This is a genomic window from Tenacibaculum sp. E3R01, from assembly GCF_003318185.1.
Classification (GTDB): domain Bacteria; phylum Bacteroidota; class Bacteroidia; order Flavobacteriales; family Flavobacteriaceae; genus Polaribacter; species Polaribacter halocynthiae.
This window is the reverse complement of sequence record NZ_QOCC01000030.1, coordinates 1-21,840: the sequence shown is the minus strand read 5'-3', so window position 1 is coordinate 21,840 and position 21,840 is coordinate 1. Positions and strand designations below refer to the sequence as shown.

Annotated in this window: 16 protein-coding genes; 6 read left to right on the top strand and 10 right to left on the bottom strand. The window is 30.6% G+C overall.

Annotation, left to right across the window (positions count from 1 at the left end; translation table 11 throughout):
* Positions 1-91: 91 nt before the first annotated feature.
* The 7 genes from DS884_RS17500 to DS884_RS17470 form a co-directional block, all read right to left on the bottom strand.
* Positions 92-1,300 carry a bifunctional folylpolyglutamate synthase/dihydrofolate synthase gene (locus DS884_RS17500; protein ID WP_113787677.1) on the bottom strand — a complete coding sequence of 403 codons (1,209 nt, stop codon included), beginning with the start codon at positions 1,298-1,300 and terminating at the stop codon, positions 92-94.
* Between the two features lie 72 nt (positions 1,301-1,372).
* A complete protein-coding gene (locus DS884_RS17495) occupies positions 1,373-2,194 on the bottom strand; it encodes an energy transducer TonB (RefSeq protein ID WP_113787676.1) in 822 nt (273 codons plus the stop codon).
* A gap of 2 nt (positions 2,195-2,196) precedes the next feature.
* Complete coding sequence (locus DS884_RS17490) at positions 2,197-2,589, bottom strand: ExbD/TolR family protein (protein WP_093869194.1); 393 nt, start codon at positions 2,587-2,589, stop codon at positions 2,197-2,199.
* A complete protein-coding gene (locus DS884_RS17485) occupies positions 2,589-3,275 on the bottom strand; it encodes a MotA/TolQ/ExbB proton channel family protein (protein ID WP_093869195.1) in 687 nt (228 codons plus the stop codon). Before DS884_RS17485 ends, DS884_RS17490 begins: the two co-directional genes overlap by 1 nt.
* A 115-nt stretch (positions 3,276-3,390) precedes the next feature.
* Complete coding sequence (nhaB, locus tag DS884_RS17480; protein WP_093869196.1) at positions 3,391-4,863, bottom strand: sodium/proton antiporter NhaB; 1,473 nt, start codon at positions 4,861-4,863, stop codon at positions 3,391-3,393.
* 23 nt (positions 4,864-4,886) lie between these two features.
* Positions 4,887-6,113 carry a Glu/Leu/Phe/Val dehydrogenase dimerization domain-containing protein gene (locus DS884_RS17475; RefSeq protein ID WP_113787675.1) on the bottom strand — a complete coding sequence of 409 codons (1,227 nt, stop codon included), beginning with the start codon at positions 6,111-6,113 and terminating at the stop codon, positions 4,887-4,889.
* Between the two features lie 171 nt (positions 6,114-6,284).
* A complete protein-coding gene (locus tag DS884_RS17470) occupies positions 6,285-7,349 on the bottom strand; it encodes an anhydro-N-acetylmuramic acid kinase (RefSeq protein ID WP_113787674.1) in 1,065 nt (354 codons plus the stop codon).
* 93 nt (positions 7,350-7,442) lie between these two features.
* Here DS884_RS17470 and DS884_RS17465 point away from each other — a divergent pair, with 93 nt between their 5' ends.
* Positions 7,443-8,585: an acyl-CoA dehydrogenase gene (locus tag DS884_RS17465; RefSeq protein ID WP_093869199.1), complete on the top strand. Its 1,143-nt coding sequence runs from the start codon at positions 7,443-7,445 to the stop codon at positions 8,583-8,585.
* A gap of 64 nt (positions 8,586-8,649) precedes the next feature.
* Positions 8,650-9,333: a GNAT family N-acetyltransferase gene (locus DS884_RS17460; RefSeq protein WP_113787673.1), complete on the top strand. Its 684-nt coding sequence runs from the start codon at positions 8,650-8,652 to the stop codon at positions 9,331-9,333.
* Here the strand turns inward: DS884_RS17460 and DS884_RS17455 are convergent.
* A complete protein-coding gene (locus DS884_RS17455; RefSeq protein ID WP_113787672.1) occupies positions 9,323-10,108 on the bottom strand; it encodes a tRNA pseudouridine synthase A in 786 nt (261 codons plus the stop codon). The two genes, DS884_RS17460 and DS884_RS17455, sit on opposite strands and share 11 nt — an antisense overlap.
* 717 nt (positions 10,109-10,825) lie before the next feature.
* On the opposite strand from DS884_RS17455, the gene DS884_RS17450 reads away from it, so the two are divergent.
* Genes DS884_RS17450 through DS884_RS17435 form a run of 4 tightly spaced genes read left to right on the top strand, consistent with a single transcriptional unit; the run spans position 10,826 to position 18,397 of the window.
* Entirely contained in the window at positions 10,826-11,164 is a 339-nt protein-coding gene (locus tag DS884_RS17450) for a P-II family nitrogen regulator (RefSeq protein WP_093869202.1), read from the top strand.
* A gap of 10 nt (positions 11,165-11,174) precedes the next feature.
* The gene (locus tag DS884_RS17445) at positions 11,175-12,410 is read left to right on the top strand and encodes an ammonium transporter (protein WP_113787671.1); all 1,236 of its coding nucleotides are present in this window, start codon (positions 11,175-11,177) and stop codon (positions 12,408-12,410) included.
* A 23-nt stretch (positions 12,411-12,433) separates the two neighbouring features.
* Positions 12,434-16,933, top strand: a complete 4,500-nt coding sequence (gltB, locus tag DS884_RS17440; protein ID WP_113787670.1) for a glutamate synthase large subunit — start codon at positions 12,434-12,436, stop codon at positions 16,931-16,933.
* A gap of 3 nt (positions 16,934-16,936) precedes the next feature.
* Positions 16,937-18,397, top strand: a complete 1,461-nt coding sequence (locus tag DS884_RS17435; RefSeq protein ID WP_093869205.1) for a glutamate synthase subunit beta — start codon at positions 16,937-16,939, stop codon at positions 18,395-18,397.
* Between the two features lie 32 nt (positions 18,398-18,429).
* On the opposite strand, the gene DS884_RS17430 is transcribed toward DS884_RS17435, so the two are convergent.
* Positions 18,430-19,611 carry an acetate/propionate family kinase gene (locus DS884_RS17430; protein WP_113787669.1) on the bottom strand — a complete coding sequence of 394 codons (1,182 nt, stop codon included), beginning with the start codon at positions 19,609-19,611 and terminating at the stop codon, positions 18,430-18,432.
* Between the two features lie 24 nt (positions 19,612-19,635).
* Positions 19,636-21,732, bottom strand: a complete 2,097-nt coding sequence (pta, locus tag DS884_RS17425; RefSeq protein WP_113787668.1) for a phosphate acetyltransferase — start codon at positions 21,730-21,732, stop codon at positions 19,636-19,638.
* Between the last annotated feature and the right edge of the window lie 108 nt (positions 21,733-21,840).

The window sequence follows — 21,840 nt, the reverse complement described above, 5'->3', positions numbered from 1 at the left end:
AACCAACTGAGCTACGCGCCCTTGCTTGTTAATTGCGGGTGCAAATATATAACTGTTTTTTAAAACTACCAACAGTTTTTTTAGTTTTTTTTCATAAAATTTCTGCAACAACAAATGTACTCCCCCCTATATACCCTAAATCACTTTTCCCCATCCTTAGCACCATCTCCTTAACCGCCTCTTTTACAGATAAAAAAGAATCACCTTTCAAATTATAACCTTTAGCTTTCTCTTTTAATTCAATTTCCGACAATCCTCTTGGAATATTTGGTTTACAAAAATAATATTTTGCGTTTTTTGGAAACATCGGCAATATCTCTTCTAAATTTTTATCAGATACAACTCCTAAAACAATATGTATTTTTTCAAATTTTTCTTTTTTAAGTTGATTTAATACATAAAATAATCCTTCTTTATTATGAGCAGTATCACAAATTACCCTAGGAGACTCCTGTAATATTTGCCATCTCCCTTTTAAATTTGTGTTTTTTACTACACTCAACAGACCATTTATTATATTTTCTTCTGTCACAGAAAAATTCTTCAACTGTTTTATCACCTCAACAGCTGTTTTTGTATTCTTTGCTTGATAATCTCCTAATAGATCTGTTTTATACTTACTTTTTATATCGGATGCAAATATTATTTCTGAGTTACATTCTTTAGCTTTGTCAATAAAAGTAGTAGTTGTTTCTTTTTGACGTTCTCCAATTACAACTGGAACATTTCTTTTTATTATCCCTGCTTTTTCAAAAGCTATTTCTGACATAGTTTCTCCCAAAAACTGCGTATGATCCAAACCTATATTGGTAATCACTGACACTTCAGGGGTTATTACATTTGTTGAATCTAATCTTCCTCCTAAACCTACTTCTATTACTGCAACATCAACTTTTTCTTTTTTAAAAATATCAAAAGCCAACCCAACTGTCATTTCAAAAAACGATAACTTTTGGCTTTCCAAAAATGTTTTATTTTCTGAAATAAAATTTACAACTGTATCTTTAGAAATTTCTTCACCATTAACTCTAATTCGTTCTGTGAAATTTTTTAAATGAGGAGAAGTATATAATCCTACCTTATATCCGGCTTCCTGTAATATTGATGCCAACATATGACTTGTTGACCCTTTCCCATTCGTACCTCCTACATGTATCGTTTTAAACTCCCTATAAGGATAATTCAAATGATTTGAGAATGCTTTTATATTCGTTAAATCTTTTTTAAACGCTGTTTTACCTTCCTTTTGATACATAGGTAACTGCGCAAACATCCAACTTAAAGTTTCTTGGTAGTTCATTAGCTATAATTGAATCATCTAAATGAAATATTTAGACTAAAATATTAAGTTACTTCGATTATATTTATAAAATTATTGAGATAAGGAAAACTTATATACAATAGTTCCTTTTTGTTTAGTTGGTGCATTACTATCAGGGTTCCACTTTGTTCTTAAAGCTGCCTCTTTTGCAGGTTTCAATAAACAAGGAGCTGTATTTGTTGATCCCTTTACCCCGGCTATAGCTTTTATCACTTTACCGTTTTTATCTACTTCTATACTTACAACTACCACTCCCTCTTCCTGGCAGTCGGGCTTTTTAATTGGTTTAGAAACGGCTTTTCTTCCAGCTAAATTATAGTTCCCTCCAGAACCACTTCCTGAATTACCATAATATTTAGAGGAATTCGGATCTCCATCTTTATTCCCTTTAACACCTTGCTTTGAATCATCTCCCTCACCTGTATTTGCTCCATCTGTTGATGTACCATTTAGCAAACTATTCAATGCATCCTTTGTAGCTTTTGAAGGCTTAGGTTTTGGTTTTTCTTTAGGCTTAACTTCTTTAGGTACTTCTTTTACTTTTTCTTTTTTTTCTTTACTTTTTTCTACTACTGGAACATCTTTAGCAGTATCATCTGTAATTACTTCCTCTTTAATTGTTTCTGAAGGAGTTTCTTCAACCTTCTCTTCAACAACTTCTTCAACTTTTTCAGATACTGACTGTTTTTTAGTTTTTTCAACAGGTTCTCCACTTCCTACATTAGAATTACCAAAATTAATAGCTAATCCGTACTCTATTGGTGGATCAAGATATTTCATTCCATAATTAAAAATCCCAAACAACAATAATAACAGTATAACTGCTGTTATTACTGCTGACTTTTTCTTATGTTTTGTATCTAATATCGACATATTTATTTGCCTTTTACAGCTAAAATCATTTTTAATTTATTCTTATTCGCTATATCAATAACCTTCATTACATTTTTGTAAGGAACATTCTTATCTCCTCTAATAACTACTGTTTTCTTTTTATCCCCTCCTACTTTAGACAAAATCTCTCTTTCTAAGTTAGCAACATTCACTTTAGATTTATCAATATAAAAAGCTGAGTTCTTAGTTATGGTTACTGCAATAGAAGTATTGTTTTCAGTTTTACCACCTGCCTTAGGCAATAAAACATCAATTGCACTTACTGTAACCAACGTTGAAGTAAGCATAAAAAATATTAACAACAAAAAAACAATATCAGTCATTGACGACATGTTAAAACTTGGATCTACTTTATTTCTTCCTCTTAAGTTCATTATACAGGCTCATTTAAAAGATCTAAAAACTCTACCGATTTAGCTTCCATTTGATAAACTACCTTATCTGTTCTAACTACCAAATGATTGTATGAAATATAAGCTATAATTCCCACAATTAAACCTGCTACAGTTGTTGTCATGGCTGTATATAACCCATCAGACAACATTTTTATATCTATTTGACCTCCTGCATTCGCTATTTCATGAATTGCAACTATCATTCCAATTACTGTTCCTAAAAAACCTATCATTGGTGCGGCTCCTGCAATTGTAGCCAACACACTAACATTTTTCTCTAATTGATATACTTCTAATTTCCCGGCATTTTCAATAGCTTTATTTATATCTTCTAATGGTTTACCAATTCTTGATATCCCTTTACCAATCAATCTAGCGGTAGGTGTATTTGTATTTGTACATAATGCCTTTGCACTTTCCAATTTCCCTCCAGTAATATGATCTTTAATTTGATTCATAAAGTTTTTATCCACATTAGAAGCAGCTTTTATAGCAAAAAAACGTTCAAAATAAATATATAATGCTACAGCTAAAAGCACAAATAATAAAGCTATAATAATTTGACCACCTGGTCCTCCATCCATAATCAACTTATAGATAGATAATGTTTTTTCTTGTGTTGCTTCTTCTAGCAATTCTGTTTTTTCTTGAAAATATGCTAACATTAAAATAATTTTAAGTTTTAATTACTAACGATTGAGTTCTTTTTAAATTGTTTAAAAAAATCCTGAATTGTTCAATTCAGGATTTATAAATATAAAATAAATATCTTTTAAAAGTTTAAGACAATAGTAATTTTACCATTAAATATCCTAAACCTCCTAAAACTATTGTGTATGGTAATGCCATTTTTACCATTTTCCCATAAGAAAGGTTAATTAAAGGCGCTAATGACGATGTTAACAAAAATAAGAATGCAGCTTGCCCATTTGGTGTTGCTACACTAGGTAAATTAGTACCCGTATTAATTGCTATTGCTAGCTTCTCAAAATGTTCTCTATCAATTATCCCACTTTTAAATGCACTTTCAACTTCTCCAATATAAACAGTTGCAACAAACACATTATCACTAATTGCAGATAAAAAACCATTGGCTACATAAAACAAACCTGGTTGTGATGCCGGATCCTGATCTAAAGCCCATTGTATAATAGGACTAAATAGATGTTGATCGTGAATCATTGCTACTATTACAAAAAATACAACTAATAATCCTGTAAAAGGTAAAGCTTCTTCAAAAGCATGTCCTAATTGATGCTCGTCAATTATCCCCATGAAAGCTGTTTGAACAATTATTAAAGCTAATCCAATAAAACCAACTGGAGCAACATGTAACGCTAATCCTGCAATTAATAATATCGCAGATACCCCTTGAATTATTAATCCATATTTTTGTTTATCAGTTCGTTTTTTATCTTCTTCAATCGTATAACTTTCAATAATTTCAGCGGCTACTGTTGGTAATTTTTCACCAAAGCCAAACCAACCTGTTGTTTCTAAAACTACAGTAGTAAGTAAACCCGCAAATAAAACCGGTATAGTTATCGGAGCCATCTTTAAAAAGAATTCAATAAAATCCCATCCAACTCTTTCTCCTATTAAAAGATTTTGTGGTTCACCAACCAAAGTACATACACCTCCTAAAGCTGTACCTACAACTCCATGCATTATTAAACTTCTTAAAAAACTACGGAATTGCTCTAATGTTTCTCCACTCAATTCTTTTCTATCTAAAATACCATCATGGTCATAATCAGATGAACTAGAATGAATTTTATGATAAACTCCATAAAAACCTACAGCTACACTAATTAGAACAGCGGTTACTGTAAGTGCATCTAAGAATGCTGAAAGTACTGCTGATAAAAAAACAAAAAGTAATGACAATACTACTTTAGATTTTATTTTGGTAAAAACCTTACTAAAAATATACATTAATAAAGGCTTCATAAAATAAATACCTGCTACCATAAACACTAAAAGCAAAACAACCTCTAGATTTTGATCTACTTCGTGATATGCATTTTTAGGTGTGGTTAATCCTAAGGCTATTGCCTCTATTGCTAACAACCCTCCTGATTGGAGAGGATAACATTTTAAAGCCATTGCAAGAGTAAATATAAATTCCCCTATAAAAAGCCAAGCTGTTATTGTTTTTCCTAAAACGAAAAAAGAAATTATATTAAAGATTAAAAAACCAATCATGGTCATTTTAAACCACCTAGGACTGTTCCCTAAAAAATATTTAAACATAGTATCTATTTAATTTGTAGCCTTTACACTAACTCTTTTAAAGCTATTTCAAAAGCCGTTTCACTTATTTTTGTTTTTGATGCACTTTTTGCAAAAGTTCTTTGCAATGCTTTTCTTATTGTATTAGATGTGTCTTCAAAAATTGCTTCATCGCTCATTTCAACTCTACGCTCCATGAAATAAGCAAACACTCTTGCCATTCCACAGTTAGAAATAAAATCTGGAATTAAACTTACTTTTTTATCAGTATCTTCCATTATAGATCCGAAGAAAATTTCTTTATCGGCGAAAGGAACATTTGCTCCACAAGAAATAACCTCTAAACCAGTTTCTATCATCTGATTTATTTGTTCTTGTTTAACTAATCTAGATGCAGCACATGGTGCAAATATTTCACATGGTAAATTCCATATACGAGCGTTAATTTCTTCAAAAGGAATCATGTTTTCAGCTACCAATGTATTTCCGTCTTTATTTAAAAACAGATCTCTTATTTCTTCAGAAGAAAAACCTTCTTCATTAATAACTCCTCCAACTCTATCAATAATACCTACAACTTTAGCTCCCATTTGGGCTAAATAGTATGCAGCAGCAGAACCTACATTTCCAAACCCCTGAACAATAGCTCTTTTACCTTCAACATTACCTCCATATATATCATAGTAATGACGTACAGCTTCAGCAACCCCATATCCTGTAATCATATCTGCCACAGTATATTTTCTAGTTACACTTGGTGATAAACTCTCGTCTTCTAATACTTTTATCACTCCATGTCTTAACTGCCCAATTCTATTTATTTTATCAGCCTCAGTTGGTTTAAAATGTCCATTAAATACTCCTTCTTGTGGGTGCCAAACACCACTGTCTTCAGTAATAGGAATTACTTCATGAATTTCATCTACATTTAAATCACCTCCGGTTCCATAATAATTTTTCAACAATGGAGCTACAGCTTTATACCAACGCTCTAAAACACCTTTTTTACGAGGATCATGCGGATCAAAATTAATTCCAGATTTAGCACCTCCAATTGCAGGTCCAGATACTGTAAACTTTACTTCCATTGTTTTAGCAAGTGACATTACCTCGTACTTGTCTAATCCTTTACGCATTCTAGTACCACCACCAGCAGCACCTCCTCTTAATGAGTTTATAACTGTCCAACCTTCTGCTTCTGTTTCTGAATCTTTCCAATTAAAAACTATCTCTGGTTGCTTTTCTTCGTATTTTTTTAATAATTCTTTCATCTTATATAAATTTATGTTCAACTATATGTTCTTTCTCTTAATTCGTTAAAACTTGTTATTCTAAAAAATTTACCCCAATGGGGAGTTAAAGTTGATCCATTTTTATATACTATTAATTATTACTAACGTACAAACTTACTGTAAAAATATGATTGCTCAAACTGTTAAAAGTTAATTATTTGGATAAAAAATTTCACCAGAAGAATGGTCTTTTGCTGCCCCAGTTACTGATGCTAAACAATTAACCTGATTTTCAACACGTAACAATCCTAAAAAAGCAAAAATTAAAGCTTCCTTATAATCTACAAGTTCTTTTTTAGGTAAAACTACTCTTTGATTTGTGTAGAATTTTATTTGTTCTATTAAAAATGCATTAAAAACACCTCCTCCAGTAAATAAAGTTCTGGAAGATTCTTTTATTATTGAACCAATTTGTATAGCTACATGCTCAATAAAAGTTCTTAATATAGATGGAATATCTTTTTCATTTTTATCAATTAGAGGATAAATAAACTCTTTAACCCATTCCAATCCTAATGATTTTGGAGATACTACCTTATAAAACGACAAATTATTTAACGCTTCTAATAATTCTTTATTTATTAATCCTTTAGATGCTAAATGACCACCATCATCATATTCTAAACCAATTTTTCTTGTATAATAATTAAGTACAATATTAACTGGACAAATATCAAAAGCTAATCGTTCATTACCTTTCTCAAATGAAACATTTGCAAAACCACCTAGATTTACACAATACTCATAATTTGAAAATAATAACTTGTCACCTATTGGAACCAAAGGAGCTCCTTGCCCTCCATATTCTACATCTTGACTTCTAAAATCGCATATAACTTTTTGTTGAGTAACATTAGCTATTATTTGTCCATTACCTATTTGTAAAGTAAATCCTTTATCAGGTTGATGTAAAATAGTATGTCCATGCGATGCAATAAAATCAATTTTCTCAATGCCTTTTTCTTGTATAAATTTTTTAATAACCTTTCCTAAAAAATTACCATATAACACATCTAGTTCAATTAATTTTTCTTTTGAAAAAGAAATAGCTTCTTCTAACCGTTTTCTCCAAATTTTAGAATAAGAAATGGTTTCAGAAAACAAAATTTCAAACTCCTGAAAATTAGACTTCTTAAACTCAACATAAACCAAATCTATTCCATCTAAAGAAGTTCCTGACATCAAACCAATAATCCTATAAGAGTCTTCTAACATATTCAGTAAAAATATAAAAATTCATTGAATATTTCACATTAAAAAAGTATCTTTGGAAACATTTTTTACGAATTTAATAAACATTAATAGGTAATGGATTTTAATCTTACAGAAGAGCATTTAATGATTCGTGATGCTGCACGCGATTTTGCACAGAACGAATTATTACCAGGAGTAATTGAAAGAGACGAAAAACAAGAATTTCCAAACGAACTAGTTCGTAAAATGGGAGAACTAGGTTTTATGGGGATTATGGTAGATCCTAAATATGGAGGAAGTGGAATGGATAGCGTTTCTTACGTATTGATTATGGAAGAGTTATCTAAAATTGATGCTTCTGCATCTGTAATGGTATCAGTAAATAACTCATTAGTTTGTTACGGTTTGGAGGCTTACGGTAATGAAGAGCAAAAACAAAAATACTTAACAAAATTAGCTACTGGTGAACAAATTGGTGCTTTTTGTTTAAGTGAACCTGAAGCTGGTAGTGATGCTACTTCACAAGCAACTACTGCCGAAGATAAAGGTGATCACTATTTATTAAATGGTACAAAAAACTGGATAACTAACGGTGGTCGTGCTGACGTTTTTTTAGTGATAGCGCAAACAGATCGTAGTAAAAAACATAGAGGTATTAACGCTTTTATTGTTGAAAAAGGTATGGAAGGTTTTCATATTGGTCCAAAAGAAGATAAATTAGGAATTCGTGGTTCTGATACTCATACACTACAGTTTAATGACGTAAAAGTTCCAAAAGAAAACAGAATAGGAGAAGATGGTTTTGGTTTTAAATTTGCCATGAAAACTTTATCTGGTGGTCGTATTGGTATTGCTGCTCAAGCATTAGGAATAGCATCTGGAGGTTATGAATTAGCTTTAAAATACTCTAAAGAGCGTAAAGCTTTTGGCACTGAAATATGTAATCATCAAGCTATCGCTTTTAAATTAGCAGATATGTATACAGAAATCTCAGCTGCACGTCATCTTGTAATGAAAGCTGCTTGTGATAAAGATGCTGGTATAAACTATGATCAATCTGGTGCAATGGCTAAGTTATATGCTTCTAAAGTTGCAATGGAACAAACTGTTGAGGCTGTTCAAATACACGGAGGTAATGGTTTTGTAAAAGAATATCATGTTGAGCGTTTAATGCGTGATGCGAAAATTACTCAAATTTATGAAGGTACTTCTGAAATTCAAAAAATTGTAATTTCTAGAAGCTTAATTAAAGGGTAAATTAATTAAAAATATTATCATTAAAAAGTCCGTCGTTATCGATGGACTTTTTTATTTTTATACTATGACTGAGGATATATTAAAAAAATTAGAAAACCCTGTATGGTATTCTTTATGTGAAGCACATAGTAAATTTACTGTTGACTACAATGGTGTTAAATTTTACGACCCAGATGTTTGCCCGTTTGGAGCTTTTACTAATTTAAATGAAACTAAAAACGCAATAGAAAAATACGCTAACTTAACTTCTAGTTTATTTGTTGTTGGTCAAGAACCGATTAATAGTTCTAACACTAAATTAAATAGAATTGTTCCTTGTGATCAAATGATCCTTAAAACACTTAAAGAGCCTAAATACGATTCTGAAATAATAAAACTAACTGAGAAACATATTAATGAACTGTATGATCTAGTTTGGTTGGTAATGCCTGGTTATTATAAAAAAAGAACTTTTGAAATGGGTGATTATTATGGAATAATTAAACACAATAAGCTTATTGCTGCTACAGGAGAACGGTTACAATTAAATGATTTTATTGAAATTAGTGCAGTAGTAACACACCCTGATTATACTAGAAAAGGATTCGCTAAACAATTAGTAGCACATACAACGAAGAAAATTATAGAAAAAAACAAAACACCAATATTACATGTTGCCGACATAAATACTGGTGCCATTAAATTATATGAAAGTTTAGGCTATAAGACCATTAGAAAGATAATATGGAGACATTATATTAATGTTTAAATTCAATTTTATGTAAATGTAAACCTGAAGATGGTGCTATCGTTTTTAAAAACTCTATATCACTTTTTGGATTCAATGATTTTTCTATAAATTCTAAATCATAATTTTCTTTACCTAATTCAAATAAAGCTCCCATGATTAATCGAATTTGATTTCGTAGAAAGCCTTCTCCTCTTACAATTAATACGTAACTTGTTTCTGGAAAAAAAGAAGCAGTTATTTCAGTATTTTTTTCAATCTTACATTCAATAATCTCTCTTTCAACTTTTGTTTCTTCAGAAGGTTTAGTACAGTATCTTTTATAGTTATGAAACCCTTTAAATAAGTTTGCTCCTTTTTTCATTAATTCAATGTTTAGGTCTACTAATATACCTGTAAGAAATGGAGCACAATAAGGATGATTTTTCTCTCCAAAAGAAAAATAATATCGATATTCTTTAACTTTACTATGTTGAATAATATTAAACGACTCGTCTAATATTGGTTCAATTGATAGTGCTCTAATGTCCGATGGTGAATTTTTATTAAAACTTTTAATAAATTCATCTTCTTCAAGTTTTTTATCAATAAATAGCTGGAAATGGTAATCAGTAGCCGATACTTTTGCATCGGTTCTTCCTACTCCAACAGATTTATTTCTAACCCCTTTACAAACAAATTTTAATGTTTTGTCAATTGCCCAATGTACTGTTTTTAAATTTGGTTGCTTTTGCCAACCATGAAAACGAAAACCAAGGTATTGAACATTTATTAAATATGAGCACGTGTAATTCATAGTTTACAAATCTACATCAAACACACCCAAATATAAAATTGCATTTTTATCACAAAAAACATTAAAAAACAAATAATAACACATTAAAAACATCAAAAACAAAAATAAAAATAAACAAAAACTTACAAATTAGTGTTTTTATTGACAATAATTCATTTTTATGATATTCGTGATTTTTCTACTCTTTTTTGAGTAGTCTGAATTTTAAAACACTTCTAAACACCACTAATTAATATATTGTTATTTAAAAGGGTGTTTTTTTAATTCATCCCTTAATTATGAAAACGTTTTCGCTAAACACAACCCCACTAACCATTTGTTTTTTAAGTAGTTTTATTAGAGATTTGTAGAGTAACGAACTAATATTTTAATACTCTGAAAACATATTTAACACATATACCATACATCTATTTAAAAAATATTAAGCATAATTTTTTTTATTTTTTATCACAAAAACCATTATTTAAAAACGTATGCTTTATTAAATATTTAGAAAGAAAGAGGACTTTCTTTTTTAGCCATTATAACAATATTGATAAACAATCTAAGTTTATCCAAGCTTCTGTTAAATTTCGGAATAAATATATCATCGTAGAGTAATTAACTAACCTTGAGTTAGTGTCTAGTAAATTTTAAAATTACATCATTAATGTTTAGTCTTTTATACTAAGCAAGCAACAAGTATTGACTATTAACAACCTAAATAATCATTATTTAATGAAAAAAATAGAAGCCATAATTCGAAAATCAAAATTCCATCAAGTTAAAGAAGCTTTACATAACATTGGTGTTAACTTTTTCTCTTATTGGGATGTAACTGGACTAGGAAATGAAAAAGAAGGTCACGTTTATAGAGGTGTCTCTTTTAGTACTAGCGACATTCAAAGAAGATATTTATCAATTGTAGTTAATGATGAATTTAAAGAACCCGCAATACAAGCAATTTTATCAGCTGCTGCATCTGGTGAAGTTGGAGATGGTAAAATATTTGTTTCTAGCATTGAAGAAAGCTACCGCATACGAACTGGTGAAAAAGGAAATAATACTTTAAATTAAAAAATAAAACATGGATATACTTACTGTAAATAATTTATGGGTGATGATTTGTACTGCCCTTGTTTTTATTATGCACTTAGGCTTTACTTTTTTAGAAATTGGACTTACCAGACAAAAAAACACTCTGAATATTTTATTTAAAAATATTTTTATAATTACCGTAGGCTTACTTTTATATTTTTTAATTGGATTCAATTTAATGTATCCAAATTTTGGGGAAGGTTCATTTGGTCTCATTGGTTTTTCTGGAGTTGGTTTAACCCCTCCTTTAACTAATAATGTCTTAGATTTAACCTACAACAATGGTTTTACTTTTTGGACAGACTTTTTATTTCAAGGGATGTTTGCGGCAACAGCAGCTACAATAGTTTCTGGAGCAGTAGCAGAAAGAATGAAGCTTGGCCCATTTATTATTTTCACTGTAATTTATGTTGGGTTTGTGTATCCAATAGCTGGATCATGGAAATGGGGAAAAGGTTTTTTAGAAAACTTAGAAACTCCTTTTTATGACTTTGCAGGTTCTACTTTAGTTCACTCAGTTGGAGGATGGGCAGCTATAATTGCTATTTGGTTGTTGGGACCAAGAATTGGAAAATTTAAAAACAATCAATCATTTGCCATTCCTGGTCATAATATTCCTTTAGCTACAGCTGGTGTGTTAATACTTTGGTTTGGATGGTTTGGGTTTAATGGTGGCTCAGTTTTATCAGCAGACCCCACCAAAACATCTTTAACCCTAGTTACAACTTGCTTAGCTGCTGCAAGCGGAGGTGTATTTTCTTTTATTAGTTCTTCAATCATTTATAAAAACTATGATTTAACAATGTTTTTAAATGGAATATTAGGAGGACTTGTTGGAATAACTGCTGGTGCAGATTTAATGTCTCCTACGAATGCTATTATTATTGGAGCAATTGCCGGTATTTTGGTTGTATTAGCTGTTGCTCTTATTGACACTTGTAAGTTAGATGACCCAGTAGGTGCTATTGCTGTTCATCTTTTTTGTGGTATCTGGGGAACTTTAGCGGTTGGTATTTTTGGAGACCTTGCTAGCCTTAATCAATTTGTATCTCAACTTATTGGAGTTATTGCATATGCCTTGTTTTGTATATCCACATCATTTATCATCATTTATACACTTAAAAAAACTATAGGAATAAGAGTTTCAGAAAAGGACGAGCTAAAAGGCTTAGACAAATCAGAACATGGTATTAGTGCTTATCCTGAATTTAGATTAAACGAATAATTAAACTATAAAACCATCAAATAATGAAAGATCAAGGATTATATTTAAATGAATTTGAAAGAGATAATTGTGGAGCTGGTTTTATCTGTAATTTACACGGTAAAAAATCAAATAAAATAATACATAATGCCCTCGAAATACTTGTTAAATTAGAGCATAGAGGTGCCGTTAGTTCTGATGGAAAAACTGGTGATGGAGCAGGTATTCTTATTGATATACCTCATGATTTTTTTAAACGAGTTTGTAATTTTGAAATCCCATCGTATAAAGAATATGCAGTTGGTATGGTTTTTCTTCCTCAAAATAAATATCAATTAAATTTTTGTATTAATATTTTTGAAGAAGAACTTAAAAATCAAGATTTAAGAATTTTAGGATGGAGAGACGTTCCTGTTGATAGCAATTGTATTGGAAACATCGCTGCAAAATCAGAACCTTATACAAAACAAATATTTATTGATAAAAACGCTCAGAGCTTAACAGATTTAGAGTTTAATGCTAAATTATTTGCTGCAAGAAAAATAACTGAACACATAATAGCAAACTCAAAATTATCTGAAGCTAATTATTTTTACGTACCCTCTTTATCAACTACAACTATTATTTATAAAGGATTATTAATACCTGAAGATATTGGCATTTATTATAAAGATTTACAAGAAGAAGATGTAGTTACTCGTTTAGCGTTAGTACATCAACGATTTTCAACAAATACTTTTCCTTCTTGGGATTTAGCACAACCTTTTCGTTATATGTGTCATAATGGTGAAATCAATACATTAAAAGGAAACGTAAGCAGAATGCGTGCTCGTGAAGAGCTCATGAAAAGCCCATTGTTTAAAAACAACATTAAAAAACTGTTCCCTATAATTCATGAAAACAAATCAGATTCAGCCTCAATGGATATGGTTGTTGAGTTATTATTAATGACAGGGAAAACCCTTCCTGAAGTTCTCATGATGATGGTTCCTGAAGCATGGGAAAAAGACCAAACAATGTCAAATGAAAAGAAGGCTTTTTATGAATATAATTCATGTATCATGGAGCCTTGGGATGGCCCAGCATCCATACCTTTTACAGATGGAAATTATATAGGTGCAGTATTAGACAGGAATGGGTTACGCCCATCAAGGTATACAGTTACCAAAGATGGTTTTGTTATTATGGCTTCAGAAATTGGTGTTGTTGAAGTACTTCCTCAAAACGTTGCTAAACATGGAAGACTTGAACCTGGGAAAATATTCTTGGTTGACATGAACGCTGGAAAAATTATAGAAGATAAAGAAGTTAAAGATCAAATAATACACAAGCATCCTTATAAAAAATGGATTAAAGATCACTCGCTACCTTTAGTAGAAGTTCCTTATACTGAAAACCCTCCAACATATGAAGTAACTGATTACAAAACACGTTTAAAAGCTTTTGGATACACTTTTGAAGACATTTCTACAGTTATTAACCCAATGGCTACAAAATCTAAAGAAGCTATAGGTTCAATGGGAACTGACACCCCTTTAGCTGTACTATCTAATAAATCACAATTGTTATATAACTACTTTAAGCAATTATTTGCTCAAGTAACAAACCCTCCCCTTGATGGCATCCGTGAAGAAATAATCACAGATATTAGTTTAGCAATTGGTGGAGACAGAAACATATTTGATACAATTCCAGAGCAAGCAAAAAAGCTTCGTATTCAAAACCCTGTAATTTCTAATGAAGATCTTGATAAGATTAAAAATATAAAACATCCTGATTTTAAATCTAAATTAATTCCCATATTATATAAACATAAAAGAGGTGTAAATGGCTTAGAAATCGCTTTAGATAACATATTAGACAAAGCTGAAAAAGCAATAGATAAAGGCACAAATATTATAATTTTATCTGATCGCGGAATTACTAATAAAAAAGCCCCAATACCAGCCTTACTTGCTTGTTCATATTTACATCATTCTTTAAACAGAAAAGGTAAACGTTCACAATTCGGAATTGTAATAGAAACTGCTGAAGCACGAGAACCACATCATTTTGCCACTCTTTTTGGCTATGGAGCAAGTGCAGTAAATCCATATTTAGTTAATGAAATTATTGAACAAGAAGTAGCACAAGGAACTATAAAAAACCTAAGCAAAGCTAATGCTGTTGAAAATTACAATACAGCAATAGGTAAAGGGTTACTCAAAATTATGAATAAGATTGGAATATCTACTTTGCATTCATATAGAGCTTCCCAAATATTTGAAATTTTAGGATTAAAACAATCTTTTACTAATAAATATTTCCCTAACACCCCTTCAAGAATTGGTGGTATTGGTTTATACGTATTAGAAAAAGATATCTTATCTAGATATAAAAGTGCTTTCCCTTCTAAAAAAATTGAAGCAAATCTTGAATTACCTATTGGAGGTGATTACCGTTGGAGAAGAAATGGTGAAAACCATCAATTTAATCCAAACTCAATTGCTAAACTTCAACAAGCAGTAAGACTAAAAAGTAAAGAAAGCTATGCTACTTATTCCAAATTAATTAATGAGCAAAGTGAAAATTTAATGACGATTAGAGGTTTATTAGAATTTAATAATTTGAATCCAATACCTATTGATGAAGTTGAACCTTGGACAGAGATCGTAAAACGTTTTAAAACTGGTGCCATGTCTTATGGTTCTATTAGTAAGGAAGCTCATGAAAACTTAGCTATAGCAATGAATAGAATTGGAGGTAAAAGTAATTCTGGAGAAGGTGGTGAAGATATAGAAAGGTTTAAAGTTTTAAAAAATGGAGATTCAAAAAAGAGTGCTATAAAACAAGTTGCTTCTGGTCGATTTGGAGTTTCTAGTAATTATTTAACGAATGCTAAGGAAATCCAAATTAAAATGGCACAAGGTGCCAAGCCTGGAGAAGGCGGGCAATTACCTGGCGAGAAAGTATTTCCTTGGATAGCTAAAGTACGAAATTCAACGCCCTTTGTTGGTCTTATCTCTCCACCTCCACATCATGATATTTATTCTATTGAAGATTTAGCTCAATTAATTTACGATTTAAAAAATGCAAATAGAGAAGCTAGAATTAATGTTAAGTTGGTATCAAAAGTAGGAGTTGGAACCATTGCAGCTGGGGTTGCAAAAGCTAAAGCAGATGTTATATTAGTGTCGGGATTTGATGGAGGAACTGGTGCTTCTCCTTTAACTTCACTAAAACATGCTGGACTTCCATGGGAATTAGGAATTGCTGAAGCCCAACAAACTTTAATTTTAAACAATCTAAGAAATAGAGTTGTTTTAGAATGTGATGGACAGTTAAAAACCGGGAGAGATGTGGCCATCGCTACTCTTTTAGGAGCTGAAGAATTCGGTTTTGCTACTGCTCCTTTGGTTGCATCAGGGTGTATAATGATGAGAGCTTGTCATTTAAATACATGCCCAGTTGGTATTGCTACTCAAGATCCAGAATTAAGAAAAAACTTTAAAGGAACACCTGAGCACGTAATTAATTTCATGTATTTCGTTGCTGAAGAGCTTAGACAGATCATGGCTAAACTTGGTTTCAAAACAATAAATGAAATGGTAGGTCAAGTACATAAACTAAGCACAAAAAAAGCTATCAATCATTATAAAGCAAAAGGCATTGATTTATCTAATATTCTTTATCAACCAAAAACAAAAAACAAATTACTTTGTAATACTGAACAACAAGATCATGAATTAAAAAATGTGCTTGATTTAAGAATTTATAAAGAAGCTAAACCTGCAATTTCAAAGAAAATACCAATGTCTTTTGAATATCAGATAAAAAACACTAACAGATCAGTTGGAGCAATTCTTTCTAATGAAATTTCAAAAATTCATGGAGAAAACGGGCTTCCTGAAAACACGTTACAACTAAACTTCATCGGTTCAGCCGGTCAAAGTTTTGGAGCATTTGCTTGTAAAGGACTAACCTTAAGTGTTGAAGGAGAAACCAATGATTATTTAGGTAAAGGACTTTCAGGAGGTAAATTAATTATAAAAAAACCTCAAATTGCAAGTTTTAAAGCTGAAGAAAATATTATTACGGGTAATGTTAGTTTATACGGAGCAATAGCTGGAGAGGTTTATATAAATGGTATTGCAGGAGAAAGGTTTGCTGTTAGAAATTCAGGTGCTATTGCTGTTGTTGAAGGAGTTGGAGATCACGGATGTGAGTATATGACTGGAGGAAAAGTAATTGTTCTTGGTAATACTGGTAAAAACTTTGCCGCTGGGATGAGTGGAGGGATTGCTTACTTATACAATAAAAATAACAGTTATAAAAAATCACTATGTAATATAGAAATGGTTGATTTAGAAGCTCCCTCATCTTCAGATTTAAATGAGTTATATCTGTTAATAAATAACCATTACACTCATACAAAAAGCAACATTGCTAATAAAGTTTTGTTGAACTGGAAAAAAGAATCAATGAATTTCATTAAAGTTTTTCCAAAAGAATACAAAAAAGCAATACAGAAAACACATAAAGAGGTAAAACAATTAACAGCATAGACAATGGGAGAAATTGGAGGTTTTAAATTATACAAGAGAATTAACGAAAAGCAACAACCAGTTAGTAAACGTTTAAAGAACTATAATGAGTTTACTATTAGTTTAAATCAAGACACATTAAAAAGTCAAGCATCAAGATGCATGAACTGTGGAGTTCCATTTTGCCATAGTGGATGTCCGTTAGGAAACTTAATTCCTGATTTTAATGATTATATACATAGGGGCGAATGGAAAAAAGCTCTTAACATACTTCATAGTACTAATAATTTTCCAGAATTTACAGGAAGACTATGTCCTGCTCCTTGCGAAAAAGCTTGTGTTTTAGGTATTATTGACGCTCCTGTTTCTATCGAAAACATAGAAAAATATTTAGTCGAGAGAGGGTTCAAGGAAGGTTGGATTAAACCTAAACCTCCTACTAAAAGAACTGGAAAAACTATTGCAATAGTAGGTTCAGGTCCAGCTGGATTAGCTGTCGCTCAACAATTAAATAGAAGTGGCCATTTAGTTACTGTTTTTGAGAGAGACGATAAACTTGGTGGTTTATTACGTTATGGTATACCTAATTTTAAATTAGAAAAAAATATTATTGATAGAAGAATTAATATTCTTGAAGAAGAAGGTATTATTTTTAAAACTAATGTAAATGTTGGGATAAATTATAGTATTGAAAAATTACAAAAATTTGATGCAATTGTTTTATGTGGAGGAGCTACAATTCCTAGAAATTTACCTATAAATAAGTTTACTATAAATGGAGTTCATCAAGCTATGGATTATTTAAAAGAACAAACAAAAGCCCTATATAACCAAAAACAGGAAATAGCTATAAATGCAAAGAATAAAAATGTAATTGTTATTGGTGGTGGTGATACTGGATCTGATTGTGTTGGTACTGCAAATAGGCAAGGAGCTAGTTCAGTAGTTAACTTTGAAATATTACCTAAGCCTTCTAAAAATAGAGATACTTCGACTCCATGGCCTTTTTGGCCTTTACAACTAAAAACTACAACTTCTCATGACGAAGGCTGCGATAGAAATTGGTTAATTAACACTAAAGAATTTTTGACAGATGATTCAGGAAATTTAACTGGCATAAAAACGGTTAAAGTAAAATGGGAAGTTGATTCAAATAAAAAACCAGTTCTAATTGAACAATCAGGTTCAGAAAAAATATGGCCTTGTGACTTAGTTCTTTTATCACTTGGTTTTACTGGTCCTGAAAAAACATTAGCTGAACAATTAGAACTTAAAACCAATCAAAGAGGTAATTATTCGGCAAAAGAATATCAAACAAATATTCCTAAAATATTTACAGCTGGTGATATGAGAAGAGGTCAATCATTAATTGTTTGGGCTATTTCTGAAGGAAGAGAAGCTGCTAAATCTGTTAATAAATTTCTTCTTAAAAAGAATCTCTTACCATATAAAGGTCAAGGTGATTTACTAAATTCAAATAACTAAAAAAAACTCCTTAAAAAATTAAGGAGTTTTTTTTATAATAAATTGAATGATTGTTTTGCTATTTCTAATTCTTCATTTGTAGGTATAACCAATATTTTTACTTTTGATGAATCTAAACTAACATCTATTAACTCTTTAGCTCTAATATCATTTTTATTTTTATCTAATGCAATACCAAAAGTTTCCATTTCGGTACATACTAAATTTCTTATCATACTTGAATTCTCTCCAATTCCAGCTGTAAAAACTATAGCATCTAAACCATTCATAGCTGCTACATAAGAACCGATATACTTTTTAATTCTATAAGCATTCATGTCTAAAGCTAATTTACAAGCTACATTACCTAGAGAAGCTTCTTTTTCAATATCACGTAAATCACTATAACCAGTTAACCCTAACATCCCGCTTTCTTCCTGCAACATAGTATAGACATCGTCTATTTTATATCCTAATTCATTTATTAGATAAAAAATTAAGCTATGATCAATATCACCAGAACGACTTCCCATAATTAATCCTGTAACAGGTCCAAACCCTAAACTATGATCAATACTTATTCCATTTTTTATAGCTGTCATACTACAACCATTTCCTAAATGAATAGTAATAATTTTAGATTTTTCTTTCTTTAAATATTCATTAGCTAGTTCAGAAACATATTTATGACTCGTACCGTGGAAACCATATAAACGGATATTATTTTCTACTAAAAATTTATTTGGAATAGCATATTTATGAGCTATAACCGGTATTGTTTGATGAAATGCTGTATCAAAAACAGCAATCTGCTTTGCAGCACTAAAAATAGCCTCGGCTACATTTATTCCTTCCAAGTTTGCAGGATTGTGTAATGGTGCTAATGAAAAAAGTTCTTTGATTTTATCTTTAACTTTTTTAGTTACTTCTACAGTATTCGTAAAAGTACTTCCTCCATGAACAACCCTATGCCCTACCGCTTTTATTTCTTCAGTAGATTTAATTACCCCTATCTTATCATCTAAAAGAAGATTCACTACTCTTTCTAATCCTTCTTTATGATTATTAAGGGTTGTTACCTCTTCTATCTTTTCAGTTTTTGATGCATAATGAATTGCACTATCACTTAAACCAATTCTTTCAATCAAACCATGACAAATCACATCTTGTTCAGGCATACTAAACAATTGATATTTAATAGATGAACTCCCTGAATTAATAACTAATATCTTCATAAATTATCTTTATAATTAAATGATTTATTTTTCCTGTGCTTGTATTGCTGTTAATATTACAGTGTTAAAAATATCATCAACGGTACAGCCTCTACTTAAATCATTCACTGGTTTATTTAAACCTTGTAGCATAGGACCAATTGCTAAAGCTCCAGTTTCACGTTGCACTGCTTTATAGGTATTATTTCCAGTATTTAAATCAGGAAAAATTAACACGTTTGCTTGCCCTGCCACTTTAGAGTTTGGCAGTTTCTTTTTTCCAATACTTGGATCTACAGCTGCATCATATTGTATAGGTCCTTCTACTTTTAAATCAGTTCTTTTTTCTTTAATTATCTCTGTAGCTCTTCTTACAACATCAACATCTTCACCTTTTCCAGATGATCCAGAAGAATAAGAAAGCATTGCTATTTTAGGGTCTATACCGAAAGTAATACTTGAGTCAGCTGATGAAATTGCTATTTCAGCTAGCTGTTCTGCCGTAGGATTTGGATTAATAGCACAATCTCCAAAAACAGATACTCTATCTTCTAAGCACATGAAAAATATTGATGATACAACAGAAAAACCTGGCTTGGTTTTTACAAATTGTAATGCTGGTTTGATAGTATGTTGTGTGGTATGAGCTGCACCAGAAACCATACCGTCTGCTATGCCTTTAAAAACCATCATAGTTCCGAAATAAGAAACATCTGCCATTAAATCTTCTGCCATTGCTGGACTTACTCCTTTGTGTTTTCTTAATTCATATAAAGTATTAGAAAATTCTTGAAAATATTTTGATTCTATCGGATTAATAATAGGCGTTTTATTAAAGTTAAAAGGAATGTTTAATCTTTTTATAGAAGCTTCAATATTCACTTTTTTACCTAAAATAGTCAAATCAACAACATTATTCTTTTGCAATTGTGAAGCTGCAATTAAAATTCTATCATCACTTCCTTCCGGAAGAACTATATGCTTTCTTTGTTCTTTTGCTCTTTTCAATAAATTATATTGAAACATTCTAGGAGTTAAAGTTTCTGTTCCTTTAAAATTTGATAATTTTTCTCTCAAAGAAGAAACATCAACGTATTCTTCAAAAATATTAATTGACATTTTAATCTTATCAACATTTTCGGCATATATATGAGATCTAACATTACTTAATTTTGAGGTAATAGCAAAAGTTCCTTCTTCTACCCAAAGAATAGGTACAACTTTTTCCAAACCTTCAATTAATTTAATTATAGACGGATTAAGTTCCATCCCTCCAGTTAAAATAATACCAGATATTGATGGATAATTAGTTGAAATATTTGCTTGTAATGTACCTAATAAAATATCAGATCTATCCGCTGGAGTAACAACTACACTATCTTCTGCTAAATGATGTAAAAAATGTGATAACTGCATGGCTCCAACCTTTATATCACCAGTTGCATTGTTCAATAATTCTTTTCCAAATAAAACCTTTCCATCAATTTCATTCAGAAATTCTTTAATAGTTGGGTTATTTAACTTCTTGTTAATTGGAATAGCATTAATAGAAACAGAATTAGATAAGTTTTTTCCTACTTGATCTAAGATAACTGGAATATTCTCTTCTTGAACTTTGTTAGCTACAACCGCTATAACTTGTACATCTTTACTATTAAATAAATCGTAAGTTAAGCGCAAACTTTGAATAAATTCTTCTAATGTTTTATTAACACCACCTGAAACAATAATAACTGGAGTTCCTAAATTTTTAGCAATTAAAACATTTAAATCCATTTCAATTACAGCTGCATGATCGGAAAAATCAGTTCCTTCAACTATTACAAAATCATTTTCTTCTTCTAGTTTTTTATATTTCTCTATTATTATATTAATAACTTCATCTTCTTGATCATCATTTAATTTTTTTATTAAATCTGAACGAGTAAATGCATACGAATCTTCATATTTAGTTTTTAATTTGAAATAATTAAGAATTGTGTTTATGTGATTATCCTTAGCTCCTTCTATAGGATTATCAATAATGGGTCTAAAGTAACCTACTTTTGGTTTATTTCTAAGAAATAATTGCATTAGACCAAGACTAAGCATTGATTTACCTGAGTTTGCTTCACTTGCTGCTATATAAATTGCTTTATTCATTACTTCCTTTTTTTGCAAAATTAAGCTAAATCAATATAATAATTGAAAAATTAATAAAAGTTTAAAACAAATACATAAGCTAATACTCCCACAGTATTGAACTACTGA